The sequence below is a fragment of the Hydrotalea sp. AMD genome (genome assembly GCF_004100315.1).
GTDB classification, from domain to species: Bacteria; Bacteroidota; Bacteroidia; order Chitinophagales; family Chitinophagaceae; genus Hydrotalea; species Hydrotalea flava.
In genome coordinates this window covers 44,714-69,617 of record NZ_SCKY01000013.1, presented here as the reverse complement: position 1 = coordinate 69,617, position 24,904 = coordinate 44,714, and the positions used below count along the sequence as shown (strand labels likewise).

General features: G+C 37.5%; 24 protein-coding genes. 7 read left to right on the top strand and 17 right to left on the bottom strand.

What is annotated here, in order from left to right:
- The first annotated feature begins 181 nt into the window (after window positions 1–181).
- The 3 genes from EO766_RS10865 to EO766_RS10855 are packed head-to-tail and all read left to right on the top strand — an operon-like array spanning window position 182 to window position 2,793.
- Window positions 182–1,153, top strand: coding sequence for an ABC transporter substrate-binding protein (locus EO766_RS10865; RefSeq protein WP_218331133.1), 972 nt, complete (start codon window positions 182–184; stop codon window positions 1,151–1,153).
- The gene (locus EO766_RS10860) at window positions 1,153–2,031 is read left to right on the top strand and encodes an ABC transporter permease (protein WP_218331132.1); all 879 of its coding nucleotides are present in this window, start codon (window positions 1,153–1,155) and stop codon (window positions 2,029–2,031) included. Before EO766_RS10865 ends, EO766_RS10860 begins: the two co-directional genes overlap by 1 nt.
- A gap of 12 nt (window positions 2,032–2,043) precedes the next feature.
- Complete coding sequence (locus EO766_RS10855; RefSeq protein ID WP_074418654.1) at window positions 2,044–2,793, top strand: ABC transporter ATP-binding protein; 750 nt, start codon at window positions 2,044–2,046, stop codon at window positions 2,791–2,793.
- 49 nt (window positions 2,794–2,842) lie between these two features.
- Here EO766_RS10855 and EO766_RS10850 read toward each other — a convergent pair whose 3' ends face one another.
- Window positions 2,843–5,239 carry an alpha-L-rhamnosidase-related protein gene (locus EO766_RS10850; RefSeq protein WP_218331131.1) on the bottom strand — a complete coding sequence of 799 codons (2,397 nt, stop codon included), beginning with the start codon at window positions 5,237–5,239 and terminating at the stop codon, window positions 2,843–2,845.
- A gap of 266 nt (window positions 5,240–5,505) precedes the next feature.
- On the opposite strand from EO766_RS10850, the gene EO766_RS10845 reads away from it, so the two are divergent.
- On the top strand, window positions 5,506–6,582 hold the full coding sequence (locus EO766_RS10845) for a cbb3-type cytochrome c oxidase N-terminal domain-containing protein (RefSeq protein WP_218331130.1): 1,077 nt from the start codon (window positions 5,506–5,508) through the stop codon (window positions 6,580–6,582).
- 43 nt (window positions 6,583–6,625) lie between these two features.
- Here the strand turns inward: EO766_RS10845 and EO766_RS10840 are convergent, their stop codons facing one another.
- Both EO766_RS10840 and EO766_RS10835 read right to left on the bottom strand, forming a co-directional pair.
- Window positions 6,626–7,939, bottom strand: a complete 1,314-nt coding sequence (locus EO766_RS10840) for a Gfo/Idh/MocA family protein (RefSeq protein WP_074421255.1) — start codon at window positions 7,937–7,939, stop codon at window positions 6,626–6,628.
- 98 nt (window positions 7,940–8,037) lie between these two features.
- Complete coding sequence (locus EO766_RS10835) at window positions 8,038–9,396, bottom strand: 3-keto-disaccharide hydrolase (protein ID WP_074421256.1); 1,359 nt, start codon at window positions 9,394–9,396, stop codon at window positions 8,038–8,040.
- Between the two features lie 357 nt (window positions 9,397–9,753).
- Between EO766_RS10835 and EO766_RS10830 the strand changes: the two genes are divergently transcribed.
- Together EO766_RS10830 and EO766_RS10825 are read left to right on the top strand one after the other, a co-directional pair.
- Complete coding sequence (locus tag EO766_RS10830; RefSeq protein WP_074421257.1) at window positions 9,754–10,677, top strand: sugar phosphate isomerase/epimerase family protein; 924 nt, start codon at window positions 9,754–9,756, stop codon at window positions 10,675–10,677.
- 71 nt (window positions 10,678–10,748) lie between these two features.
- Complete coding sequence (locus EO766_RS10825) at window positions 10,749–11,510, top strand: SDR family NAD(P)-dependent oxidoreductase (protein ID WP_074421258.1); 762 nt, start codon at window positions 10,749–10,751, stop codon at window positions 11,508–11,510.
- Window positions 11,511–11,575: 65 nt separating this feature from the next.
- Here the strand turns inward: EO766_RS10825 and EO766_RS10820 are convergent, their stop codons facing one another.
- From EO766_RS10820 to EO766_RS10790, 8 genes are all read right to left on the bottom strand, one after another.
- Complete coding sequence (locus EO766_RS10820; protein ID WP_218331129.1) at window positions 11,576–14,443, bottom strand: alpha-galactosidase; 2,868 nt, start codon at window positions 14,441–14,443, stop codon at window positions 11,576–11,578.
- A gap of 157 nt (window positions 14,444–14,600) precedes the next feature.
- Window positions 14,601–14,990 (bottom strand): DUF302 domain-containing protein, encoded by a 390-nt coding sequence (locus tag EO766_RS10815; protein WP_074421122.1) that lies wholly within the window; start codon window positions 14,988–14,990, stop codon window positions 14,601–14,603.
- Window positions 14,991–15,068: 78 nt separating this feature from the next.
- Window positions 15,069–15,578 (bottom strand): peroxiredoxin family protein, encoded by a 510-nt coding sequence (locus EO766_RS10810; RefSeq protein ID WP_074421121.1) that lies wholly within the window; start codon window positions 15,576–15,578, stop codon window positions 15,069–15,071.
- A 217-nt stretch (window positions 15,579–15,795) separates the two neighbouring features.
- A complete protein-coding gene (locus tag EO766_RS18445; RefSeq protein ID WP_218331127.1) occupies window positions 15,796–15,903 on the bottom strand; it encodes a Pr6Pr family membrane protein in 108 nt (35 codons plus the stop codon).
- A 38-nt stretch (window positions 15,904–15,941) separates the two neighbouring features.
- Complete coding sequence (locus EO766_RS10805; RefSeq protein ID WP_074419632.1) at window positions 15,942–16,301, bottom strand: cupin domain-containing protein; 360 nt, start codon at window positions 16,299–16,301, stop codon at window positions 15,942–15,944.
- A 114-nt stretch (window positions 16,302–16,415) separates the two neighbouring features.
- The gene (locus EO766_RS10800; protein WP_074419631.1) at window positions 16,416–16,688 is read right to left on the bottom strand and encodes a DUF4242 domain-containing protein; all 273 of its coding nucleotides are present in this window, start codon (window positions 16,686–16,688) and stop codon (window positions 16,416–16,418) included.
- Between the two features lie 252 nt (window positions 16,689–16,940).
- The gene (locus EO766_RS10795; protein WP_287101012.1) at window positions 16,941–17,537 is read right to left on the bottom strand and encodes a hypothetical protein; all 597 of its coding nucleotides are present in this window, start codon (window positions 17,535–17,537) and stop codon (window positions 16,941–16,943) included.
- 283 nt (window positions 17,538–17,820) lie between these two features.
- Window positions 17,821–18,750, bottom strand: coding sequence for a helix-turn-helix domain-containing protein (locus tag EO766_RS10790; RefSeq protein ID WP_074419629.1), 930 nt, complete (start codon window positions 18,748–18,750; stop codon window positions 17,821–17,823).
- Window positions 18,751–18,815: 65 nt separating this feature from the next.
- Here EO766_RS10790 and EO766_RS10785 point away from each other — a divergent pair, with 65 nt between their 5' ends.
- Window positions 18,816–19,451: a thiamine phosphate synthase gene (locus EO766_RS10785; protein WP_074419628.1), complete on the top strand. Its 636-nt coding sequence runs from the start codon at window positions 18,816–18,818 to the stop codon at window positions 19,449–19,451.
- A 10-nt stretch (window positions 19,452–19,461) separates the two neighbouring features.
- On the opposite strand, the gene EO766_RS10780 is transcribed toward EO766_RS10785, so the two are convergent.
- The 6 genes from EO766_RS10780 to EO766_RS10755 form a co-directional block, all read right to left on the bottom strand.
- Window positions 19,462–20,421 carry a hypothetical protein gene (locus tag EO766_RS10780; RefSeq protein WP_074418212.1) on the bottom strand — a complete coding sequence of 320 codons (960 nt, stop codon included), beginning with the start codon at window positions 20,419–20,421 and terminating at the stop codon, window positions 19,462–19,464.
- 98 nt (window positions 20,422–20,519) lie between these two features.
- Window positions 20,520–21,581, bottom strand: coding sequence for a HesA/MoeB/ThiF family protein (gene moeB / locus EO766_RS10775; protein WP_074421120.1), 1,062 nt, complete (start codon window positions 21,579–21,581; stop codon window positions 20,520–20,522).
- 12 nt (window positions 21,582–21,593) lie between these two features.
- Entirely contained in the window at window positions 21,594–22,697 is a 1,104-nt protein-coding gene (gene thiH / locus EO766_RS10770; RefSeq protein ID WP_074418214.1) for a 2-iminoacetate synthase ThiH, read from the bottom strand.
- An 11-nt stretch (window positions 22,698–22,708) separates the two neighbouring features.
- Window positions 22,709–23,485 carry a thiazole synthase gene (locus tag EO766_RS10765; protein WP_068243963.1) on the bottom strand — a complete coding sequence of 259 codons (777 nt, stop codon included), beginning with the start codon at window positions 23,483–23,485 and terminating at the stop codon, window positions 22,709–22,711.
- A gap of 20 nt (window positions 23,486–23,505) precedes the next feature.
- Window positions 23,506–24,138 (bottom strand): thiamine phosphate synthase, encoded by a 633-nt coding sequence (locus tag EO766_RS10760; RefSeq protein ID WP_143439140.1) that lies wholly within the window; start codon window positions 24,136–24,138, stop codon window positions 23,506–23,508.
- Window positions 24,135–24,902, bottom strand: coding sequence for a hydroxymethylpyrimidine/phosphomethylpyrimidine kinase (locus EO766_RS10755; protein ID WP_074418215.1), 768 nt, complete (start codon window positions 24,900–24,902; stop codon window positions 24,135–24,137). Before EO766_RS10755 ends, EO766_RS10760 begins: the two co-directional genes overlap by 4 nt.
- Window positions 24,903–24,904 lie beyond the last annotated feature (2 nt).

Genomic DNA, 24,904 nt, shown 5'->3' with positions numbered 1-24,904 from the left:
TTATTTCCTGACAAAAGAAAAAACGGATGCCTTAATTACGAAAATGAGCTGATGGCTTTTTACACTTTATAAATCATCATAGCGTTTTTTTCGATAAATATGGAAAAACCAACTCTGTGGCCTAATTTTAAACAATGAATAAAAATTGTTGTTAATGAAGCTATTAAAATTTTCCAAAGGCATGAAGCTTTCAACATATTGCACTTTTATATTTTTTATTTTATTCTTAACCGCCTGCAACAACCATAAAAGCAACGTGCCTGTTATAGGTTTTGCCGATGCATTTGAGGATAATACCATTGAACAGGCAAAAACCGGATTTATAGATGCCTTAAAAGCGCATGGGTTTGATGAAAGCAAAGGCACTGTAAAAATTATATACCGCAATGCACAAGGCAGCATACCCATGTTAACACAAATTATTCGCTATTTTATTACTGAAAATGTAACACTCATTGCAGCCAATGCCACTTTACCTACCATTACTGCCATTCAGAATACTAAAACCATTCCTGTATTTATGATGGTAGCTGCAACGCCGCAACTCATGAAATTAACGGATGCCAAAGGCAACATGCCACCCAATCTTTTTGGCGTGGGCGAAAACTTAAATTATATCGATACTTCCTTTTTACTGATTCCACAAATATTACATTCTGCTGCCAATAAACCATTAACGGTTGGTATGATTTTCAATCAGTCAGAACCTCAATCGGTTGAGGCCATTAATCGTATTAAAAATCTGGCTTCAGCTAACCATATTCAATTGGTTTCATTACCCGTAAATAGCAGTGCAGATGTTTTATTAGTAACCCAATCGCTTTTATCAAAACACATTGATGCATTTTTTGCCAATCCCGATAATACTGTTTTTGCATCTTTTGAAAATATTGTAAAAGCATGCAACGAGCAAAAGGTACCTATTTTTACGAGCGAGGAAGGATTAGTAGCCCGTGGTGCCGTAGCAGCTTTTGGAGCCAATATTTATGATTGGGGGCATCAGGCCGGTGAACAGGCTGCGGTTTTTTTGCAAACAAAAAGCACAAAGGGTTTGCAATGGCAAATGGTAAAAATTAGAAACAGGGTATATAATCCTGCAGTTGCTAAAAGGTATCATTTACAATTTCCTCCGGATTATAAACCCATACAATAATGGACTTTTATTTATCTGCATTGGTTCTATCGTTGTGCCTCGGGGCTATGTCGATGGGTGTTTTTATTTCCATGCGCATCTTTAATATTCCCGATATTACTACCGATGGCAGTTACACGTTAGGTGCGGCTGTTACTGCATTGTTATTGGTAAACCACTGGCCTTTATTCCCGGCAATGTTCATTAGCATGTTGGCCGGAGCCACCGCAGGTATTTGCACTGCCTATATTCATACCAAACTTAAAATTGATGCTTTATTGGCGGGCATTTTAGTAATGACCGGATTATATTCCATTAATCTAATAATTATGGGGCGTTCTAATATTCCACTGGTTAATCTGTCCACTTTATTTACATACATACATTTTTTTAATAATTCAATTTATAATGCACTTTTTACCGGCGCATTGATAATTGGGTTTTTTGTACTGTTATTATGGTTCATATTATTAACAGACTTTGGTATTGCCATGCGGGCAACCGGGAATAGCAGTAGCATGACCCGATCGTTAGGAATTAACAATAACAGAATGAAAATAATTGGACTGGCCATGGCCAATGCATTAACGGCACTAAGTGGCTCATTGGTAGCTCAATACCAAAGTTTTACCGATATTAATATGGGCATTGGTATTGTAATTGTTGGTTTGGGTTCAGTTTTAATTGCAGATGCTTTGCGCATTTGGCTCAATATTGTTGCAATTGGTTGGCAAATTGTACTGGTTATTGCGGGCAGCTTTATTTTTCAAATGGTACTGGCAGTTACCTTATCATTGGGTGTGGATCCCAATATATTGAAATTGGTTACAGCCCTTTTTGTATTGTTAATTGTTGCTTTACCCAGGGTAAAAAATGTACTAATGCATCAAAATGAATAATCTGTTTTGGGAATGATACAATTAGAACAAGTAACAAAAGTTTTTAATCCGGGAAGGGTGAATGAAGTGATGGCATTGAACAATGTATCACTGAATATTCAGCAGGGTGAATTTGTAATCATTATTGGCGCTAACGGTTCAGGTAAAACTACTTTGTTTAATACCATTGCAGGGGCTGTGATTCCAACAAAAGGGAAAGTATGGATTGCCGGAGAAGAGGTAACCACTTTGCCGGATTATAAAAGAAGCAAATGGATTGCAAGGGTTTTTCAAAACCCGTTTGATGGTACGGCCCCCGACCTTACTATTCTGGATAATTTTAGACTGGCGGCATTAAGAACACAAAGCAAACCATTAAAAATAGGCATTAATACTGCATTTAAAAGGAGCGTACAAAATACCATTGCACGTTTGGGAATGGGTTTGGAAAATAAATTAAATCAACCCATGGGTACCTTATCGGGCGGGCAAAGGCAGGCACTTACCCTGTTGATGAGCATTATGGATACCACTACCGTTTTATTATTAGACGAACCCACTGCAGCCCTTGATCCAAAGTCGGCTGATATTATTTTGAAAGTCGCACAGTCGCTTATTAAAGAATATCAATTAACCGCTATTTTCATTACACATAATTTAAAAGATGCCCAGCAATATGGCAACCGCCTATTACAAATACATGAGGGGAAATTAGTGCGTGACTTGAATGCGGCAGAAAAGCATAAACTATTATTACAAAACATGTATGAATGGTTTGGTTAAGCCTTTAAAATTTTCGTTTAATTATTTTACATAATAACAGAGCAGTAGCTCAATCTAATTCAAACGCATTATTGCCACTTTGCAAGGCATATATTTTATTTTTCCAAACCAATTGCCCCGTAACCGTTTTAGGCAACACAATTGTAATGGTCCATTTATTACCATTTTTTTTATAGGCCACATGTAACATTCCCTTAGGATGCGGCATTTGCCCGCTTATTTCTTTTATATTTCCGAGATGTGGTGTAATTTTTACTTTTTTAAATCCCGGTGCATCACTATCTATTCCCAATATGGTTCTATATACTTCAATATTCGGACTGGCCCCCCAGGCATGACAATCTGATCTGGAACCATTAATATCCGATGTTTCGGCCCAGGTGGTTAAGCCCATTGCAATGTTTTCTTTCCATATATCTAACCACTGTAAATAATCGTTTCCCAAACCTGCCATTACCAGTGCCTGATGCAGGTAATATTTAAAATAAATAGATGCAGGAGCCAATTGTTTGTTATGCAAAAGTTGCTGAGCCAGTGCAGTTGCCTGTTTCCCTGTGATAGTATGTGTTAAAATGGCCAGTGCATTGGCGTGCTGAGAAAATTGATCACCCTCATCAGTATCTGCAAATAATGCCTTATTGTTATGCCAATATTTTTTTTGAATGGTTGTTTGTAACTGTATAGCCTTTGCGTTGTACAATTTTGCATAAGCCGGCATACCCATTTGTGCTTCTAATGATGCTGCTAATTGATAGGCCCATAACAGTTGCAAATCTAAAATAGCAGATGAACCATCTTTTCCATACGGTGCCGTTCCACCATTCCAGCCTTTATAACCATCCACCCAATCCGTAAACATCCAATAGGGCACTTTACGCAATGTTCCGTCTGCTTGTTGGTATTGCTGAAAAAACCATAAAATATTTCTTACTCCCTGCAATTTATTGGCAATAAAAGCACTATCACCACGGTATTTCCAATAATCGGCCAACATGCCAATATACCACAACGAAAAGGTGGGAATTTGTTGCGGGGTGAATGATGGATGCCTGCTTAAGGTAATCCCTTCTGCAATTCTGGAATGGTCCATTTGGTTCAATGCATTTTTAACCAACCGGTCATCGCCACTATTGTATAAACCAATTAAAGCCTGAATACGACTATCGCCAATATATTGCAGCTCTTCATAGTAAGGGCAATCCATAAACGTTTCAATAGCACATAAACGGGCAGTATGCCATCCTATGTTCAGTATTTTTTGTAAAAGTGTATCCGTTGTTTGCACACTTGCATTTTGTTGATAAGGATATCCGATAAAAGTATTATAAAAGTCTTCTATTGAAATGGGTTCGTTTTGTGTGGTTATGTTGAGTTGAATATATCTAAAAGTGCGCCATGCCAATGAATTAAACGCTTGCTTTGCAACACCGGAAGAAAAGATGCTGTCTTTTCTTCCCAATATTATTTTATTGGCAATATCATTACGGTTCCCCTTTTCAAGTATGGGCTTCCCTTCTTTATCTTTTTCAAACAATGCTTCTGCATAAGTGCAGGTTATCGTTGCTCCATTTCCTCCTGAAAATAAAAGATGCACATAAGCATTGGTTAATACACCCTGATCCAATAAAATAGTAGCAGTAGTGTTCGCAGGAACTTGAAAAGCAGCTTTTCCACTTAAAAAATCATGGGAGATAGTTACACCAATGGCACTCCGTATAGAAGTCATTCTTTGCAACTTTAATTCCATAGCAGGTAATGGATCGGGAATCAACATCCATTCGTTAATATCACCTATACCTTTGGGTTTAGCACCCGACCAGCCAATTTGTTGTGCCGGTTGCCATTGGCTGTCATCAAAATTATTTTGTTGCCATTGAAGCGGGAATTGATGCATATCAACTATTTCGCCCGGACCGGCAACATAGTATGCACTGTAGTCAATACCCGGCAATGGCCGATAAGCCATACACCGATAACTCTTCCAGGTGCTATTGGTATTGAGCATTTTTTCTAATGCATCATTGCCCACCAATACCCAAGCGGTACGGTTCGAAATTTGCGCTTCAGGCCGGTAATGACCTTCATTCCAAACGGCAGTTGCAATGGTATTGATGCCCTGCTGTAAATAGGGGGCAATATCAATCGTGGCAAATTTCCAGAAATATAAATCGCTTCGGGCAGGGCCAATACTTACTAATTTACCATTGATAAACAGTTGATAACGATTATCGGCTGAAATGTGAATGATGAACTGATTGGGCTTGGATGGCAGAGTGATTTGCTTTCTAAAAAAATAAACCCCATAATCGGTAGGCGGGGTATTGGGTGCTGCTATCCAATAAGCAGGCCAGGTGTTTTTTAAAAGAGAAGGATTAATTTGTTGAGCATATACCCCATTACCTATTAGCAACAGATATAAGCAAGCATAAGCAATTCGTTTTTTCATCTTCAAAAAATTAGGTATTGAAAAAATGCAACCCCATTCACCACATAAAATTTCATTAAAAGTTACTTCAATTTACCACCCTATTTTAATTTTTCGATTTTTTTATTTTAGCTCCAATCAATAAAAGTAAGCACTATATCGCTACAACAAATACAAAATAGAATGCAACGGGGAGGAATGGCTTAGTGATATGACGAGCATCATACTTTATATTTTGAGGAGAGAATACATTGCTTTCATAATACACAACAACGCATTCACAATATATGGAAACAAATATGCAAATTTCGCAAACGCACTTTCTGCAACATCAAAAGCCATATCGCATATGGAAACTCATACAAATTATATTTTGGATAATTGGATTGGCTATTTTCTTTGCTTTGGTTTTTTTTCCTAAAACAGGTGTGCTCATTTTTTGGAATATATTGATTCCGATTGCTCCTGCCTTATTGGTATTTGCAACCGGCTTATGGCGAAATGTTTGTCCGTTATCTACCACTGTTTTACTACCAAGATATTTTAATTTATCGAAAAGAAACCGCATGAGTGTACAATGGCAAACCAGGTTACAATTTGTCTCTATCTTATTATTGTTTATCATTGTTCCTTTACGGCATCCTATATTTAACAATAACGGGCATGCTACTGCCATTTTATTAATGATGCTCATTGCTATTGGAATTACGATGGGTTTTTTCTTTGAATGGAAAAGTGCCTGGTGTTCAACCATTTGCCCCATTCATAGTGTAGAGAAATTATATGGTGAAAAACAATGGCTTACATTACCCAATGCACATTGCACCGCATGTGCAAACTGCTCTTTACCTTGTCCGGATTCTACACCTGATTTTCATCCAGGCAAAGCACACAAATCGTTACTACAAAAAATAAATGCCTTACTGATTATTGGCGGATTACCCGGATTTATTTGGGGTTGGTTTCAAGTGCCCGATATTCAATCTCCAATACCTCACTTTAATGCTTTGAGCACCTATGGTTTACCCTGGATAGGCGCCACAGCATCTATCATTCTTTTTCTGTTTCTAGTATCCTTTCTCGACAAAAAATCAACAGAAATACTTATTCAAATGTATGCAGCAGCAGGTGTTTCTATTTATTATTGGTACAGGATTCCGGAGCTATTTGGATTTTCAAAATTTAGTAATGATGGGTTATTGATTTCGTTAAAAAACAGCTTGCCACAGTGGGTGGTAACCTTCTTTGTGATAACAATTATTGCAATATTTATTTGGTGGCTGGTGTTTAAAAAACCCACCAAGAAAAGTTGGCTGATTCGTCCGGCATTTGTAAATAGAAACAATCAGTCAATCCAACATTAGGATATTGATTAAACAAATATCGGATATTGCAATACACAGTACATTATATTTCAGGTGCCCAACCTGGCTCATAAGTCCTTCCCCAAAGTGCCATAGCTTCAGCATCATCCAAAATATGGCCATTCCCGGCATCACAATACAAAGTACGGCCTACCCTTTGTGCAATATTGGCAAGATGACATAGTAAAACACTTTTACTACCTTCCGTTACCGGTGAGGTGATTTTAGTTTCACCACGCACTGCCTGAATAAAGTTGCTAAAATGATAAAAATCTAAATTACCATTGGCACTCACCGGATTAGAAGGATCGGCTACTACCTCACTCTTTACTGCTTTCACCAATTTATTATCGTTATCATAAATAGCATAATCGCCACCGCCTTTATTCACCAAAGTACCTTTATCGCCATAAATAATAAAACCTCTGCCGGCGCCTTCAACAGGATAAATATTGCAGCTCCTGCTTTCCCAGGTAATGGCTTTTTGATGGCCAAATTCAAATCCGGCTACTTGTGTATCGGGGGTTTGCCAATCGTCTTTAAAAGCATAACGCCCTCCACTTGACGAAACTTTGGTTGGATAATCAACATTTAAAAACCAACGACAACAATCTATTTCATGCGTTCCATTATTACATGCTTCGCCGGTTCCCCAATGCCAAAACCAATGCCAGTTATAATGTATCAGATTATCCTGATAAGGTTTTCTGGGTGCAGGCCCCTGCCATAAATCATAATCTAATGTAGTAGGTACCGGTACTACCTTGCCGTAGCCAATGCCGGTACGGTTATTGGCATACCATGCTTTGGCAAAATAAGTATTACCAATAATGCCGCCATGCACTAAGTTTACTGCTTCTATTAAACTTGGGAAAGACCTGCGCTGATTACCCATTTGAATGAGTTTTCCATACCGCTGCATGGCGGTAACAATCATTTCGCCTTCATGCGGATTTTGTCCGCACGGCTTTTCCACATACACATGTTTCCCGTTTTGAACGCCTAAAATGGCTGCCGGTGTGTGCCAATGGTCGGGAGCTGCAATTACCAAAGCATCAAAATCTTTTTGAGTAACCAACTTACGTATATCATGTACTATAATGGGCTTCCGTTGGGCATTTTTTAAAGCATCTAATCCGTTTTTAATAGCCCCGGCTTCCACATCGCAGATGTACGCCACTTCAACATTGGGCAATTGTGAAAAACTTTTTGCCAAATAAGCTCCCCTGCTGTTTACGCCCATAACGGCCACCACCACTTTATTACTCGGGGCTAATTTGCCAAAAACCGGAAAGTTTAAAATAGTTACACCTGCCGATGCAAGTGATACCTGTTCAATAAATTTTCTTCGTTGCATGTTGTTTTTTTTATGAACCCGGCTGCAAAATTGCTATGCTGCTGCTGTTGCGTCGCACACTTGTACTATTGTAACGCTATGCAGCTAATTTGTTTCAACTATTGTAATGGTTTTATTTTAATGCTTCTATAGCTTACTTCATTGCCATGATCCTGCAATAAAATATGCCCTTGCCTTGCCTCGCCAAAATTTTTCCAGATTTTAAATTTGCTAATGGCTACCAACGCTCTAAAAGCCGGTGAGCCTCTGTCGTATTCCAACACTTTTATTCCATTCAAATAATGTTCAACATGGTTGTTGGGATATACCACTATTCTCCCTGTGTTCCAACTGCCAATAGGATGTACAAACCGAGCCTGCTTTTGCGCAGGAATTAAATCGTACAACGATGCCAAAGTTCTGTCGCCATCCCTGCCTAATTTGGCATCGGGGTGTAAGGCATCATCTAATACCTGATATTCTAATCCAATAGCAGAACCTTCATTGTGTTCGGTAAGGGTTACAAAATATTTTACACCACTGTTGGCACCGGGTGTTAATTTAAATTCAAACGATAAATCAAAAGCACTGTATTGGCCCAAAGTAACCACATCGCCACCGTTTCCTCCTTCCTTTCCTTGTGATGACAAAACGGTAATCATTCCATCTTTTATTTGCCAGTCGGTTTTAGGAAAATGGTCTTTATACGCCCCACGCCATCCATCACTGTTTATTCCATTGAACAATAAGTTCCAGCCCCATTTCTTTTCTGCATTACACAAATAGTTAGGTATGTTGTTTACAACGTACACGGGTTTGTGAAAAGGAGTGGGCTGCACATTTCCTGTTTGAATGCGTATATTTTTAAAATATACCTTCTCACCGGACAGAGCCGTATTGTTGCCAATACTATGTACCTGTAAGGCAATAAATCCTTTTGCATCCATCGTATCCACTACATAAGCAGCGGGTTCACCATTAATCCATGTTTTTATCTCATGGCCAATACATTCAATTTTAATATGATTAAATTGGCCGGGTAGGTATGCTTTTTGTGCTTCGGGATTTAGGCTGAGCGGATATAACCAGTCGCGACGGGCTTCATCATACAATCCGCCGGTCCATTTTCTGGAAGAAGGGTCTAATTCATACTGGTATCCGTAAACCCTTCCAGCAGTATTTACATGGCTTCTCAGCTGTATACCCGAATTGGAGGTGCTGTCGGGTAATTTGGCATCTAATTCCAAAACAAAATTGTCGTATTCTTTTTCGGTTCTTAAAAAACTATTGGGCGAGCCCGCTACCGTTTCTCCTACAATCATCCCATCCTGAACAGCATACTTTGCAGTTCCTGCTGCCAATTGCCAGCCCGTTAAATTTTTTCCATTAAACAATGAAACCCATTGTTGTGCGTGTAGGTTCGTAGTAATAAGAAATGATAATAACAATAGTTTTGAAAGGAACCGATTTTTGTTCATATGACAGCAATTAAGGAAATGAAATGTACAACGTTATGCGTATTTCTGCAATTAAAAATTGCTTATGAATATGATGTTTTTGCCATTTCATTTTTTCAATACCACGTTCAAATTCAATTTCATCATTTGTTCAGATAGCGAACCCATTTTTTTAAAGATATGTAAACCCATAGTTCTTGAAGCTTGTATTTGATAATTATCAAAAAATTGTGTGCCATTGCATATAAAAAACTGTTAAATGCAGTGATAAAGTGCGTTTTAACTACTCTATTCAACAACTACCCAACAATATTTTAAAAAATTGGGCTTTCAACAAACCAAAACAAAAATCTACCTTTAAAATATAAACCAAACGATATGCTAAAACGTAGAGATTTTTTAAAAACAACAGGCATTGCTGCATTAAGCGGCTTAGCCATTTCTAAAACACTGGGCGCCGGTTTAAATTGGGAGGCAATGCCGCCTGCCGGCGTTCAATTATACACTTTTTTTAATGTAATTGATGCAGATGTACCGGGCACTTTACAAAAAATTGCAGCCATTGGCTATCAAAATATTGAATCTGCTTTCAGTAAAAAAGGTGGCTATTATGGTATGAAGCCACGGGAATTTGCCGCCTTGGTAAAAGACAAAGGTTTATCCTGGAAGTCGCACCATGTATTGGGCGCACCATTTCAACTACCGCCCGGCAGAAAGATGCCTACCGGCCCAGATGGCAAACCCATTACCATTCCACCCATGAAAAATTTACGCGACAATATGCAGGAACTGGTTGATGATGCCGCAGCAGGTGGTATACCTTATTTGGTATGTGCCAGCATTCCACTCAATACTACAGAGCAAATAAAATCGTCGATTGATGTTTTGAACAAAACAGATGAGGCCTGCAAAAAAGCTGGAATCCATTTTGCTTACCACAATCATTACACTGAATTTAAAGCAGTGGATGGTGTATTGCCCTATGATGTAATTTTAAAAGAAACACCGGTACAATTAGAACTTGATTTGGCATGGGCTACCAAAGCCGGCGTACATCCGGTTACACTTTTTAAACAACATCCGGGTCGTTTTCCGCTTTGGCATGTAAAAGATATTGACAAAGCATTAGAAAAACCACAACCCGTTGGCACCGGTGTTGTTGATTTTAAGAATATTTTTGAACATGCCAAAACTTCAGGAATGCAATATTATTTTGTGGAGCATGATAATCCCGCCGATCCTTTTGCAAGCATTACTACCAGCATGCAAAACCTGAAAAAAATCTGGAATAGTATTGCATAAATGTCTGGTAAAATGTTATTTAAGGCAAACCATACAATAATTGTACTGTTATATGCATCAAAAATCATTTTATGAATCATTCTTCAATAGCATTGGTTACAGGCGGCAGCCGAGGATTAGGAAAAGATATGGCTTTAAGTTTAGCACGTAAAGGCAACCACGTTATTATTACCTATCAGCAAAACAAAGAGCAGGCGTTACAAACAGTGCAGGCACTGGAAGAATTAAATGTGAAAGCATTGGCATTACAACTCAATCTTTCAGATACAAAATTTATTCCTGCTTTTGTAGCAACATTTAAAACTTCGCTGCAAACACATTTTCAAACTACACATTTTGATATTTTAATTAACAATGCCGGCATGGGCGCTACTGTTCCATTTGAGCAGGTTACAGAAGCATTGTTTGATGAGTTTCTAAATGTTCATTTTAAATCGGTTTATTTTTTAACGCAATACTGTGTTCCTTTCATGAACAATGGAGGTTGCATTATCAATATTTCAAGCGGTACCACCCGTTATTGCAATCCAGGTTATTCTGTTTACTCCTCGATGAAAGGCGCCTTAGAAGTATTTACACGTTATTTGGCCAAAGAGCTGGGCCATAAAGGTATTAGGGCCAATGTTGTTGCTCCCGGACCTGTTGAAACAGATTTTAACCATGCTGCCATTCGCAACAATCCGCTTATGAAAGAAAGACTGGCATCGCTTTCACCATTAGGACGGGTAGGCATTGCTGAAGACATAGGTGGTGTTGTAGCTTTTCTTTGTAGTGAAGATGCACGCTGGGTAAATGGCCAGCGAATTGAAGTAAGTGGCGGTATTAATATTTAAGCGTCAACAACAAAAATCACCATCGTTTCCCTGCAACAATGGTGATTTTCATCAGCACCAATCATTTATAATTTCACTGGGCCGCTTGCCAACAATTGGGTTTGCGGCAAAGCGCCGCCTTTTGCATAAGGATCCGGCAACAGCAATTCTTTATCTATGGCTTGCCAGGTTGATAATGTTACTTTTATGATGGGCTGCACCTGCTGAGTAATGGCCCATAAAAAGGCTGTTCCATTCCATTGCTGTACTTTTTCGGTAGAACCTATTTCAAACCGAATATCATGTTTGCCTGTATTTTCAAGTACAATTGAATAACTACCCCAATGACCATCTTGTAGTTGTTTGGTTGCATTCAATTTTTGGCCGTTTACCATGAATTGTATGTCAGGAAATGGTTTGCCCATATTGCTGCTGTCCGGTTGCAGCATCACCACCAATCGTGTGGTGGTAGTATGTGCATCTATTGTAACAGTGCCGCTTACTGTATTTTCCGAAAACTGTATGCCTGCTGCAATGGGTGCAGGAAAAGATTGTTGTGTAATTTGAATGTCATTGATATTTTGTTCTTTTTCTGAAACCTTAACAGCCTTCACCATCCATGGATTTAATAGTTGTACCTTGCCGGTTGTAGCCATTACCCGAAGTTGTTGCGAAGGGCCATTCTGCTCAGCAATATTCATTACTGCATTTGCCAATAATGGCTTTTTTGCATTTTGTACAGGATAAACCTGATACACCGCTACTTCAAATCCTTGTAAAGCCGGTAAGGTGATGGTAGCATCAGCTGCATATAAATCAGGCGCAATCCAATGCGTAGGATATACTCTTTCCAATACCAACGAAGCAGCAGTATCCACCAATCCCTGTTGCGAAGATAACTGAACGGTAAGCTGCTGTGTTTGTATTTTCGGATTGCGAACTGCAATAATACCGCTATCATTTTTAAAATGCACAAAGCCATAAGCGTTACCTACTGCAGGATTACCTCCAATCATGTAAGTTTTATCCAGCACACTAAAATTTTGCTTCGCCCAGTTCAAAGAGCGGCTCAACACTTCCCATTCGTCAGCATGCAGCAAGTCGGGAGAAAGATATAATTCATACATAGTAACACCACGGCCAAAATAAAACACCACATCATCAGCAAACTTATGTAACGGATCATCATTGCCGCCAATAGAGGCCAAATTTCCTTTAATAATTCCATGTGTCATCATATTATTCAACGGAAACCAAACATTCTGCCGATTAAAATCATCATACAATACAATATCTTTATAAGTCATGGCAGCATCCCGATCGTTAATAACGGGTGTATTGGCATAACCATAATCAGCGCCTTGCATCCAGATTTGGTTGGCATATTGCAGCCACCACGGGCTCAACCAGGTACCTGAAGTAATGTTTAAATATTCATTCGGATTAATGGCGCGTACAGCCTTACACTTTTCAATAATACTTTCTACAGCAGCTCTTCTGGAATGATACCCAACGGGATGACCATTTGTCGCTTCACTGGATGAGAACTGAATACCATCCCACTTAAAATAGCCCACCCCTTGCCTTGTAAAATCAGTAACACGTTGTTCAAACAAACGGCTGTAATCAGGCCCTGCAATATCTAACATGGCATCATTGGACGTTGTACCCACTGTTTCATATCCGTGTGCTTTCATCCAGTTAATACGTTTCATTCTAAATGAATAACCACCTGTAGGGCCCAGCCAAATTCCTAACGTAGTACCCATTGGCTTTAAGGCATTTACAATAGGTTGAATACCATTTGGAAATGCTGTTTTATTTAGCATCCAATTGCTTTCATATACATCCCAACCATCATCTAATACAAAAGCATCCAGATGTATGCCATATTTATCAGTCATGTTCTTTTTAAACAAATCAATGATATGCAGAATATTTTTTTCATTCATTACATGATTGGGTTCCACATGCGGATAGGATGGTGAACGCAAGTCGTACCAACTGTTGTATAACGCATAAGGCTTGTCAGGTGCTGCTTTTATATCATTTATATAATCATAAAACCAATCCTGAATGGCATGATTCGGTGCAAGACCTTCTACTACCCAACTACTTTCAATCCATTCTTGTTTCACTACTTTACCCATTAATTCTTTACAGTTTAATTGCAAACTCATATCACTGTTGCGCACTACCGATGAATTGGCGGCCGGATATTCAATACCGAAAAATACACCACCGCCAGAAAAATTTATGGCACAAGGCTGACCAAAATCGCCCTGTTTTACAATTCTGTCTGTTTCTGCCTGCGGATGTAGTTGTAACGAAATATACTGAGCGGATGCACTGTTTTCTTCCCGCATGCTATAGCCGGCATTGTATCCGCTTTGTGTAAATATCTTACCACTTCTGGATACAATGGCTTCAATCCAGTTTTTTTGCAGCGATGTATCTTGTATTGCAATTTTTCTTCTGGCATAAAATGCCTGATCCAATAACTGATAGGTAATCCGCAGTTGCAGGGAATTCTCTTTATTTACCGGGGTAAAATATAAATTGAGCTCCTTACCATTGTTGGGTAAAGCAATAAATTCGTATCGCTGTAATACAAAATCTCTTTTGGTAAGTGATAGTTGCAAATCGCCATTAAAGTCTTTTCCAGGCGCACTCCAGTCCGTCCACATCATTTTTAAAGCAAAATCAGCATCTGTATATACGTCATGTGTTTGCGTGTTATGGTACGCTGTTAGCCAATCCGTTTTTGCCAATAGCGCATCTTCGTGTAAAAAATGATGGTCTACTACAATTTGTTGCGTTACCTTGGTGTTACTCAAAGTAAAAATTTGTTGTTGTTCTTTTTGTTGATAATGGGTTACAACCTGCGCATGAACAAAGGAATAAAAAGAAGTAGTGAGTAATGCTAAGTATACAATTTTCTTCCGTAAATACATGTGGCAAACATTTAGAAAACAATGATTGAAATGATGTTTTCAAATATAACACTTAATCAATTGCCATACCATGCACAAACGTTTGTGTACAGATGCACAATAAGCCCTGCCCATTGTTTTGAACGAGTACTATGAAGTTAGAAAATTGCCGACACAATTATACAAGGTGCTGAATCACCTTTTGCATTTTATCGCGAACAGCACCGGCAATTTTTTCCAATTCCGCATTTTGAATGGCCTGCATAGATGCAGCAGGATCAACGGCAGCTACTTCTACTTTTCCCGATCCCTTTTCCTGTACAATTACATTACAGGGCAACATGGTGCCAATTTTATCTTCTGCCTGTAAGGCCTGATAGGCAAAAGGTGGATTACAGGCACCTAATATGGTGTAGGGTGCAATTTCAACATCCAATTTTTTCTTTAAAGTAGCTTTCATATCAATTTCCGTTAATACGCCAAAACCTTCCGCCTTTAAAGCATCGGTTACTCTTTGAATGGTATTGGAGAAACTGTCGTTCACGATTGCTGAAAAATAGTAAGACATATACCGTTATTTTAGGTAAAACAATGCTTAAAACTACAATAAAGTTTGGCCATGAACTGTGACAAAAGTCATATTCACTCATGCATGTGTATTGGAATGAATAGCCTGCAAAAATTGCTGAAAATGTTCCGGTTCGTCATCATACAATAACAACTGCCTTTTTGCATTGTACAGGAACATAGAAGGATATTTTCGGGGTGCAAAGTGTTGTATAAACTGATTTTGCACATCACGCAACAATGTAATATTGGGTTTGCCCACCAAATTAGGTGCAAACCTGGTTATAAAATTGGCCATGCCGGCTTCAGAATCTAAAGAAATCAAATACATCGCAACACCTTTCATGGCATTATAATGCGCATTTATTTCACGGAAAGCATGCTGACAGTGATCGCAGGTTACATCAAAAAATATAAAAAACAGCAGTTTATTCTTTGGAAGGTTATTACGCACAAATGGCTGTCCGTTAAATTGATACAATTGAAAATCAGGAATCGATTTTGCCGGGGCGGGCAATTGCGCATCGGCCATAGCAGCCATCATTAATAAACTCAGTATTAAAAATATATTTCTTTGGAAGCGCAGCATACTATGGTATTGATTTGTTCATCATCACTAGCAATTTAACATTAATTCTTCATTTCATCCAAAATATATTCCCGCAGATGTATAAAATAATCTGTTTTTAAAATATTGTTGTTTTGGAACTTTTTCTTTTAGGAAACATTTTTCCTAAAAATATAAAAAGCGCTCCCGGACCTGCAAATACAAAAAATAAAATCAAGGCATTCAAAAGGGTTTGTTGCTATCCAATTTGTAAAACATTCACAAATGGATAAGGATAAAAACCTGAAAACGATCCTCTGATTAAAATGTATACCAAATACAACAATGGATAAATAAGCCAGCCCAAAATTTGTTAACACAAATAAGATGTTACACACGATTTTGTCACTTCTGTTTTTCGATTAGTATGAACTGCAATACCGACTTGCCGGCATTCCACGAATGATGAGGCGTTTCAGGCCCGCCATAAAACGAATCGCCAGGTTTCATATTTGCACTTTCCATCTTACCAGTTGTATATTCCCACTTGTAGAGGCTTCCTTTTATAACATATCCCATATTTATTGGATGAGTATGCTCAGACAATTTAGCACCCGGAGGAAGTGTAATTAACATCATTTTGATTCCTGCCGTATCACTTAATAATTTACAATATTTTGGATTGTAGGAACACAGGTCTTGTGCTTTAACAGTATGACGGGTTGAGAAAATAATAATGAATAGAATAAGTGTGAATTTTTTCATTTGAAAGTATTTTAAGTTTAAGCGGATAGTACAATAAAAGCATGCAATGGTATGCTTTTAGTATACCACTTCAATCGATTATTGGAATTATTAATCACGGGGTTTCCTCTTATATTATTCCGCTGTAGTTGGGTCAATGATTGTCACTACTTCATTTACGGAGTTAGCTGGGAATCCTCCTTGTTTTGCATGTTCACGAACCATTTGCTCATTTGGCGCAATATATACACAATAAATTTTGTTTCCAGTTACATAACTTTGCAGCCATTGAATTTTAGGCCCCATATTGCTGAGCACGCCACAAGATGCTTGTGAAATAATTTTTAATTGTTCTGTAGTCATTTTACCTGCATTGGAAATTTCCCGTTCAATAACATACTTAGGCATAAAATATAATTTTAGTTTAGTTGCTTATATGGTTTAGTGTTTCATTTCTTGTTTTTTAGGTGATGCCACCCTTTCTCTACTTTTGTAATTATTTGATTGAAAAAGAAAAACAGAACCTGTATAACCCTCAATGAAACTTGAATGGCTTAACAAGCTATTTGGTGTCAATAACCTCCACCACTTCATTTCTGAATTTTATTAAAAACAAGCGGCTGCTATAAAAATTGCGTTATGAATCCCTTACACGTTTTATCATCCTGCAAAACAGTAAGAGCACCCATGCTCCTGTGCCCGATTGGTTGCCCAAACACCAGAGGGAACTACCTGAATGCCTGGTAAAATTCCCGCCAATATCTCTTTTTTCACTACATCAGCATCGAGGTTCATCTTTTTGGCAAACATGCCACTGTAAACAGTGATAGCCATGTTGCAGACACAAAACAGAGCACCTCTTTTTTGTAGTTGATCGACAGACATATCCGGCAGTGGTAAGTCGCCTGGTTGAGAATTCCAATAAATGTTGCGCACTGCAGGAGCTTTGGTTATGGGGTCATTGACATTGACCATTTCTCCCAGTTTGTATCTGGCCCACAGCCGGTCTTCCATGGCAATGGGAATGGCACTGTGACGCAAGATAACCACTGCACACAACTCGTTATCGGGAGTTCCGGTTTCATTATTAGTGGTTAGAAATACTCTGGCCCAAGCCAGTGGAAATCCCTCATGAGGAGAGGTGGCATCAAATACCTGGCGGTGCTTCCCCTTAATTTTTTTAAACCAGTCATCGGCGGCAGTTACAGTTTCTGCAGCTCCTGAAGTGGCTGCCGCAAGCCGAATGGATGGCGACATGCTAGCAATTCCAATGCTGGCTGCACCTGCCGCGAGCCTACCTAAAAATTTGCGACGGGGTGTTGTTGCTTCGTTAATAGATTTTGATTTCATATTCATTCAGATTAGGTGAAAAATACAAGAGTATTATAATTATACTATTGAAACTGCTTTTAATAATAATATACAAAAAAATTATCTTACCGTTACACAATAGTAACTCAGATGGCTATTGAATTAACAGTATAAAATTGCTAATAGTGTTGATAATGACTTAGTATAAACCCGACTTTGAATAGTACAGTTACGACTTCTTACGAAATTCAACTGGTGTTATGTTGCAATTTTTTTTAATGAACCTAATGAAGTGAGAAGGGTCGGCAAACTCAAGTTTATAAGCAATTTCAGAAACTGTCATGTTAGAATAAAGGAGATACGATTTTGCTTCCATCAAAATCATTTCATCAATAAGTTCATGTGCTGTTTTGTTGGAACTGCATTTTACTGCCCTGTTCAGGTGATCGGGCGAAACATGAAGCTTCTTGGCATAATCCGCTACTTTCCTAACTGTAAGAAAGTGCTGACTTACTAATTTTGAATAAGAGTAGAACAAGTTTTGCAGGGTATTAGATGTATTGAGTTGAGTGAGCAACAATGCTCTATAATTTCTGTTTGCATGAATAAGAATGAGTTGAATGTATAAGCAAATAACCTCAATGCATTCCGTTTTATTTCTTTTAATTTCATCGTTCATCTTGAAAATAAGGGCCTCAATTTCGTTAGCCGAATCATTACTTACTTTAAAACATTGAAAACCTGAATACGTGAGAAAAGGGAAGTGCTGATTCTTATTTAATTTAAAAAGTGCATCGGCAATAAATAGTTCACTAAAAAGCAAATAGTAGGCAAAAAAGTCCTTACTAATATTGTTAAGTGAAAAAATTTGTTCAGGAATACCAAACACTATACAATTCCTGTTAGCCAAATATTTTTCAAATCCAATTTCAAAAGTGGCATTACCTTTCCTGACTAATCCAATTCTGAAATAATCTGTCTTAATGGGTCCGATATTTTTCTTTAAATTTATTGTTGAATAAAGGCCGAAGCCGCCATTAAGTAATTCGGAAGAATTGTCCATTCCGAAGGCATTTTTTCCTGTTCCGTTCTTATGTAGTTGGTATAAGCCGGAGTTGAGTTGTATTTTTTTAATGTTACCAATAACAGGTTTATACATATTCAAATTTAGTCATTCTGTTTGATCATTGTACATTTATCCTTTAAATAGATGAATCGAATAAAATGGACTTAATTGTTATTACTCCTCCTGAAAATACATCCAATGAAACAGAAATGATTCATCAGATGTTTCAATTAGACTTACAGAGGCTTCATATTAGAAAACCGAATGCAAGTATAGAAGATTACCATAAATTTATTGAAAAGATAGACCCCTCTTTTTACCCCCGCATTTCTATTCATGCACATCCGGAGCTAATAAAAAGTTTTACATCAATCGGATATCATTGCACAGGAACCACATTGCAAAACCCTGCAAAAATGGCTTCTGTTTTTTCAAATGCCCCAAGAATAATCTCAGCTTCATTTCATTCATGGAAGGAATTAGAAAACAACAATCATCCATTTGAATATATTTTTATCAGCCCCGTTTTTAACAGTATTTCTAAATCTGGATATACAGGAAATATTAATATTTCGGACATACAGGCTACCCGTTTAAAAATAACTACGCAAAAAAAGGTTTGTCCAAAAATTATTGGTTTGGGAGGAATTTCAGAAACGAATCTTCATTTGTTATTCAATGCCGGTTTTGATGGTGTTGCTGCAATAGGAAGTATTTGGCTTATGCCAAACCCCGTAAAACAATTTATTTTATTAAAAAATTGTTTATCAATATTAAAAGAAAAGAAACCATAAAATATATTCATTAAAAATTATACTCAAATGACAACTGCCAATAGCTAATTGCGCCAATACCGACAAAAGAACTAACCGGAAGATAAACATTAGCAGTAGGACGAATACCAAATGAGCCAAGATCAATTTCAGATTCAATACCTAGGCCAATATTATTAAGGTTAAAAGATTCAGCAGGTATAAAAGAGGATGTTGTTGTGGTGGTAGTGGTTCCACCGCCAGTGGGAGAACTTCCGCCGGTATTTCTACCCCTTCTGTTAGCAGTGGCAGAGCGTGTGGCTGCTGCGGCTGCTACACTGTTTTTTACTATTTGCGTAAACTTTGTACTTCTACCTATGTATTTTGTAATATTTAATAGTGAAAAATACTGATTAGTACCGGCATTTAAAGTAACTGAAGGGCTAATTAAATAGCTGGCATTATTTTTATCCCAACTGAATGCATGACTTATACCAATTGTGGCGCCAACATCATAAGCTGAGGTTGACGATACATTCTCTGTATCTTTTCCAAATCCTACACCAGCCTGAATGAATGGACGGATCCAGCTTTTCTTATAAGTTAATGAGGAATATATCTCATTATTTAATGGCGTATAAGGAATACTTGTATTGCCAGTAAAAAAATAGTGGCTATAATCTAAAACATAATCCCATACTTTTTTACCATATTGTTCAATTCCTGCAGTTATTACATGCACATAAATGCCTGGAGTTGCCCCTCCCATTACAAATTTTGGCGAATACATAATACCAATACCATTATCATTTCTATAAGAAAAATAAGGAGCTATAGAAAAGCTATTTACAAAACTTGTGTCTGCTCCTGATATATCATAAACAGGTACTGGCTCTAAATTAATTCCTACCGAAGGATGCCACTTACTGCCGCTGCTATCACTAGCATTGCTTTGTGAATAGCCTATAGAGAAAAAATTAACAAAAGAAAATAACAACAATAGCTTTTTCATTTTTTTAATTAACAGTTGATAGGATTAGCAAAAATATTTGATAAAAAAAAGATTATTTCCGTTGCTTTATAATTTTTTGTAAAGGATAGATATATGTTTTATTTTTTATATCCTCTAATACCTTTTTCTAAGCTGTATACCTCTTTAAAACCCTTTTCCAGCAAGAATTCCATTGCTATTTTACTTCTGTTGCCTACTGCACAATACAGTACTGTTATTACTTCCGGGTTTAATTCTCTATAATGATCTTTTAATTTTTTTATAGGAATATTTAATCCTCCTAAGTTTTCTTTATTGTGTTCATCGGTATCACGAACATCGATCAGTTGCAATTCTTTATGCCCTAATAATTCCAGCAATGTATTTAAATCAATAAAATAATTCTTTTTAATACAGTGCTTCAGTTCAGAATGCAATGCAGTAATGGTTTTATTAAGGGGATTAGCTTTAAAGTGATATAGTTGAAATTGCATGGAAGTTATATCTATTACCAGTAACTTACCGGAAAGTATTTCTTTTTGCCCAGTGATCATTTTTATTACTTCATTTGCCTGGATAGTTCCGATAATTCCAGGCAAGGTTGCAACCACGCCAATTTCTGCACAGTTTGGCATATCATCCTCCTCCAGGGGTTCCGGAAATATACATCGGTAGGTAGGACCATCGTGAAAATTAAATACCGATACCTGGCCTTCAAATTTATAAATAGAACCAAAAACAAGTGGTTTATTTTTTATGACACAAGCATCATTCACTAAATATCGGGTAGTAAAATTATCTGAACCATCCACCACAATATCATATTCTTCAATAATAGAAAGCGCATTCTCTGGGGTAATAAATTCATTGATGGGAGTTACATTCACAAATGGGTTAATTGCTTTTACTTTTTGAGATGCAACTGTTGCTTTAAATAATCCAACATCTGATGATGTGTATAAAATTTGCCTTTGCAAATTACTTTCTTCTACTTTATCGCCATCCATTATTGTAATGTATCCAATACCTGCAGCAGCAAGATATTGAACCAAGGGGCACCCCAATCCTCCGGCACCAATAATCAGCACTTTAGCTGCCTTCAGTTTTAATTGCCCATCCACACCAATTTCGGGTAAAATTAATTGACGTTGATAACGTATTTGCTCTTGCGTAGTTAGCATACAAATTATTTTCTACACAAAGGACTCCCAGTCTTTCCATACCGGTTGATACCCTTTTCTTTTTATCATTGCTACAATTTCTGCCGGTGTGCGGCTGTCATCTATTTCAAATTGCTCTAAAGATTCTATTGAAGTAACATACCCACCTGGATTTGTTTTAGAACCTGCACTAATACTGGTAATACCAAGCTGAATGATATTATCTCTAAAATATTCATTTTCACGGGTTGATATAGACAACTCTACCTCTTCATTAAAAATACGCCAGGCACAAATTAGCTGTACCAATTCTTTATCACTCATTACAACTTTCGGTTCTATTAAACCTTCTGCTGGCCTTAATCGGGGAAAAGAAATACTATATTTCGTTTTCCAGTAAGTTTTTTCGAGATAGCTTAAATGTATAGCAGTAAACAAATTATCTGTTCGCCAGTCTTCCAATCCAATTAATACGCCTAAACCAATTTTATGAATACCGGCCTTACCCAGTCTATCGGGTGTTCCCAGCCTGTAATCGAAATTTGACTTTTTCCCTTTTGTATGATGTAGGTGATAATCTGCTTTATGATAGGTTTCCTGATAAACAAGTACTGTATGAAGGCCTGCTGCAATTAAAGTGGCATAGTCATTTTCATCCATAGGTTGCACTTCAATAGAAATATTGGCAAAATGCGGTTTTAGTAAAGTAATTGCTTGTTGAATATAAGGAACTCCCACTGTTTTATTGGCTTCGCCGGTAACCAACAAGATATGCTCAAAACCCTGTTCTTTTAAATACATTGCTTCCTGCATCAACTCATTTGGGGTTAACGTTTTTCTTGCCAGCTTATTATTATAACTAAACCCACAATAGGTGCAAATATTTTGGCATTCATTTGATAAATACAATGGTATATATAACTGTAGTGTTTTACCAAAACGTTTTTGCGTTAATTTGTGGCTTAGTACTGCCATCTGTTGAAGATATGGGAGTGCCGCGGGAGAAATCAATGCTTTAAAATCTTCTAAATTGCGTTTAGATTTATGTAAAGCAACTTCAACATCAACAGCTGTTTTACTATAAATGCTTTCTTTTAATGCATCCCAGTTTAGTAAATTATATTGTTCCTGAAACATGATTTTATTTTTTATAAAGCAGCTAAAAATTGTGTAAACGGACTACTTGCTTCTGCTATACTGCTTTCTGCTGCCAGTCCGGCCAAATAAGCCATTCTGCCAGCCTCTACAGCTTTTTTAAATGCAGCGCCCATTGCTACCGGATTTTCTGCTACTGCAATTGCAGTGTTCACTAGTACAGCTGCGGCCCCCATTTCCATGGCTGCTGCAGCATGACTGGGCGAACCAATTCCGGCATCAACAATAACAGGCACTTTGCTTTGTTCAATGATAATTGATAAAAAATCTTTGGTTAAAAGTCCTTTATTACTGCCAATAGGTGCACCTAATGGCATTACCGCAGCAACGCCCACGTCTTCCAATCGCTTACACAATACCGGATCGGCATGTATATAAGGCAAAACAATAAATCCCAACTTCACCAGTTCTTCTGCTGCTAATAATGTTTCTATGGGATCGGGTAATAAATATTTTGGATCAGGATGAATTTCTAATTTAAGCCAGTTTGTTCCCAGCGCTTCACGTGCCAACTGAGCAGCAAATACAGCCTCTTTTGCATTTCGAACACCGGATGTGTTGGGAATTAAATGAAACTGATTGTTTTGTAAATAGGGTATAATTGCTTCGTCGGCAGATAAAATTTCAATTCTTTTCAGCGCTACCGTTACCAATTCGGAGCCCGAGGCCAATAAAGCCTCCTGCATGAGCAAATGATTTCCAAATTTTCCGGTACCCGTTAAAAGCCTGCTATTAAAAGGCATTCCTGCTATTATTAATGAATCATTCATTTTAATTATATATTAATAGTTCAAAATGTATTTACAGATATTATTTTCTGACATTCCTGCATGATTCTTTGCGCTGCATTTAACATATTCTTTTCTTTAGCAATAGCGCCTGCAACCGCAATACCATACAATCCGGTTTGTAATAGTGGAACTATATCCTCAACCTGTATACCTCCTATACCAATTACTGGTGGCGCATTAATGCCCTTTGCTTTTAATTCTTTGAAAATAGTTCTATAGCCTTCTATACCAAGTATTGGGCTGAGTTTTTGTTTTGTAGTGGTAAATCGAAAAGGGCCTAATCCAATATAATTAGCAGTACTATCAGCTAAATTAATGATATCGCCCAGTGTGTTTGCTGTACAACCAATAATGTAATCATTTCCTAATAATTTTCGAGCATCTGTTATTGGCATATCTTCTTTGCCTATATGAACACCGTCGGCTTTAATATCAAATGCCAGCTCCACATTATCATCTATAATAAATACAGCCTCATATTGTTTACATACCTTTTGAACAGCTAAGGCAATTGTTTTGTAATGAGCATAATCTACCTGCTTTAAACGAAGTTGTATCCATTTTACACCACCACTGCATGCAGCAGCAGCCTGTTCGGCAGAAGTGGCAATAAATTGTACGGGCTGAATCATATATTGATTTTGCTTAAATAGTGATATCCGATAAGTGAATTGCTACTGGAAAGGAAATGATGTGTATATTTTGCAGCTGTTTCGGCAGCTTGTTCTATTTTCAAACCATTTGCCAATGCAGTTATGAGTGCTGATGATAGAACACAACCGCTGCCGTGTTTACTTCCCTTAGGTAATCGTTCGTGTTTATAATGATAGCTGTTTTTATTGTAGTAAAGCATATCTATAACTGCTTCTTGATTGGTTGTATGACCGCCCTTTAAATAAACTGCACAAGATTTACTGATTTCATTAAACAATTGGAGATATTGAGCGCCAAATAAAATTTCTGCTTCAGGAAGATTAGGCGTTATAACATTTACTGAATTTAAAATGTTTTCTAATAATTTTTTTTCAATACAGTTATGAAATAAAAATCCTGCACTTGCTTTCATGATAGGGTCCCAAACAATAATAGCATCTGGAATTTTTTTTCTTAAAAACAGCAGAAGCTCATACAATGCAGCCAGATTTTGAACTATGCCAATTTTAATATATTTAAAATTAAACCTACTTGTTAAAATATTTATTTGTGCTTGCATGTCTTTTAAAGAAACCCATTCAACTTTTTCAAAAGCAATATCATTTTGCCAGGTATTGGCAGAAAGAACGCCCAATCCATAACCACCATTTGCTTCAATGGTTTTTATATCAGAGAGAATGCCGGCTCCGCCACTCGGATCAAATCCTGCAATTGTTAGTATATAAGGTCTTGTAGCTGTCATGC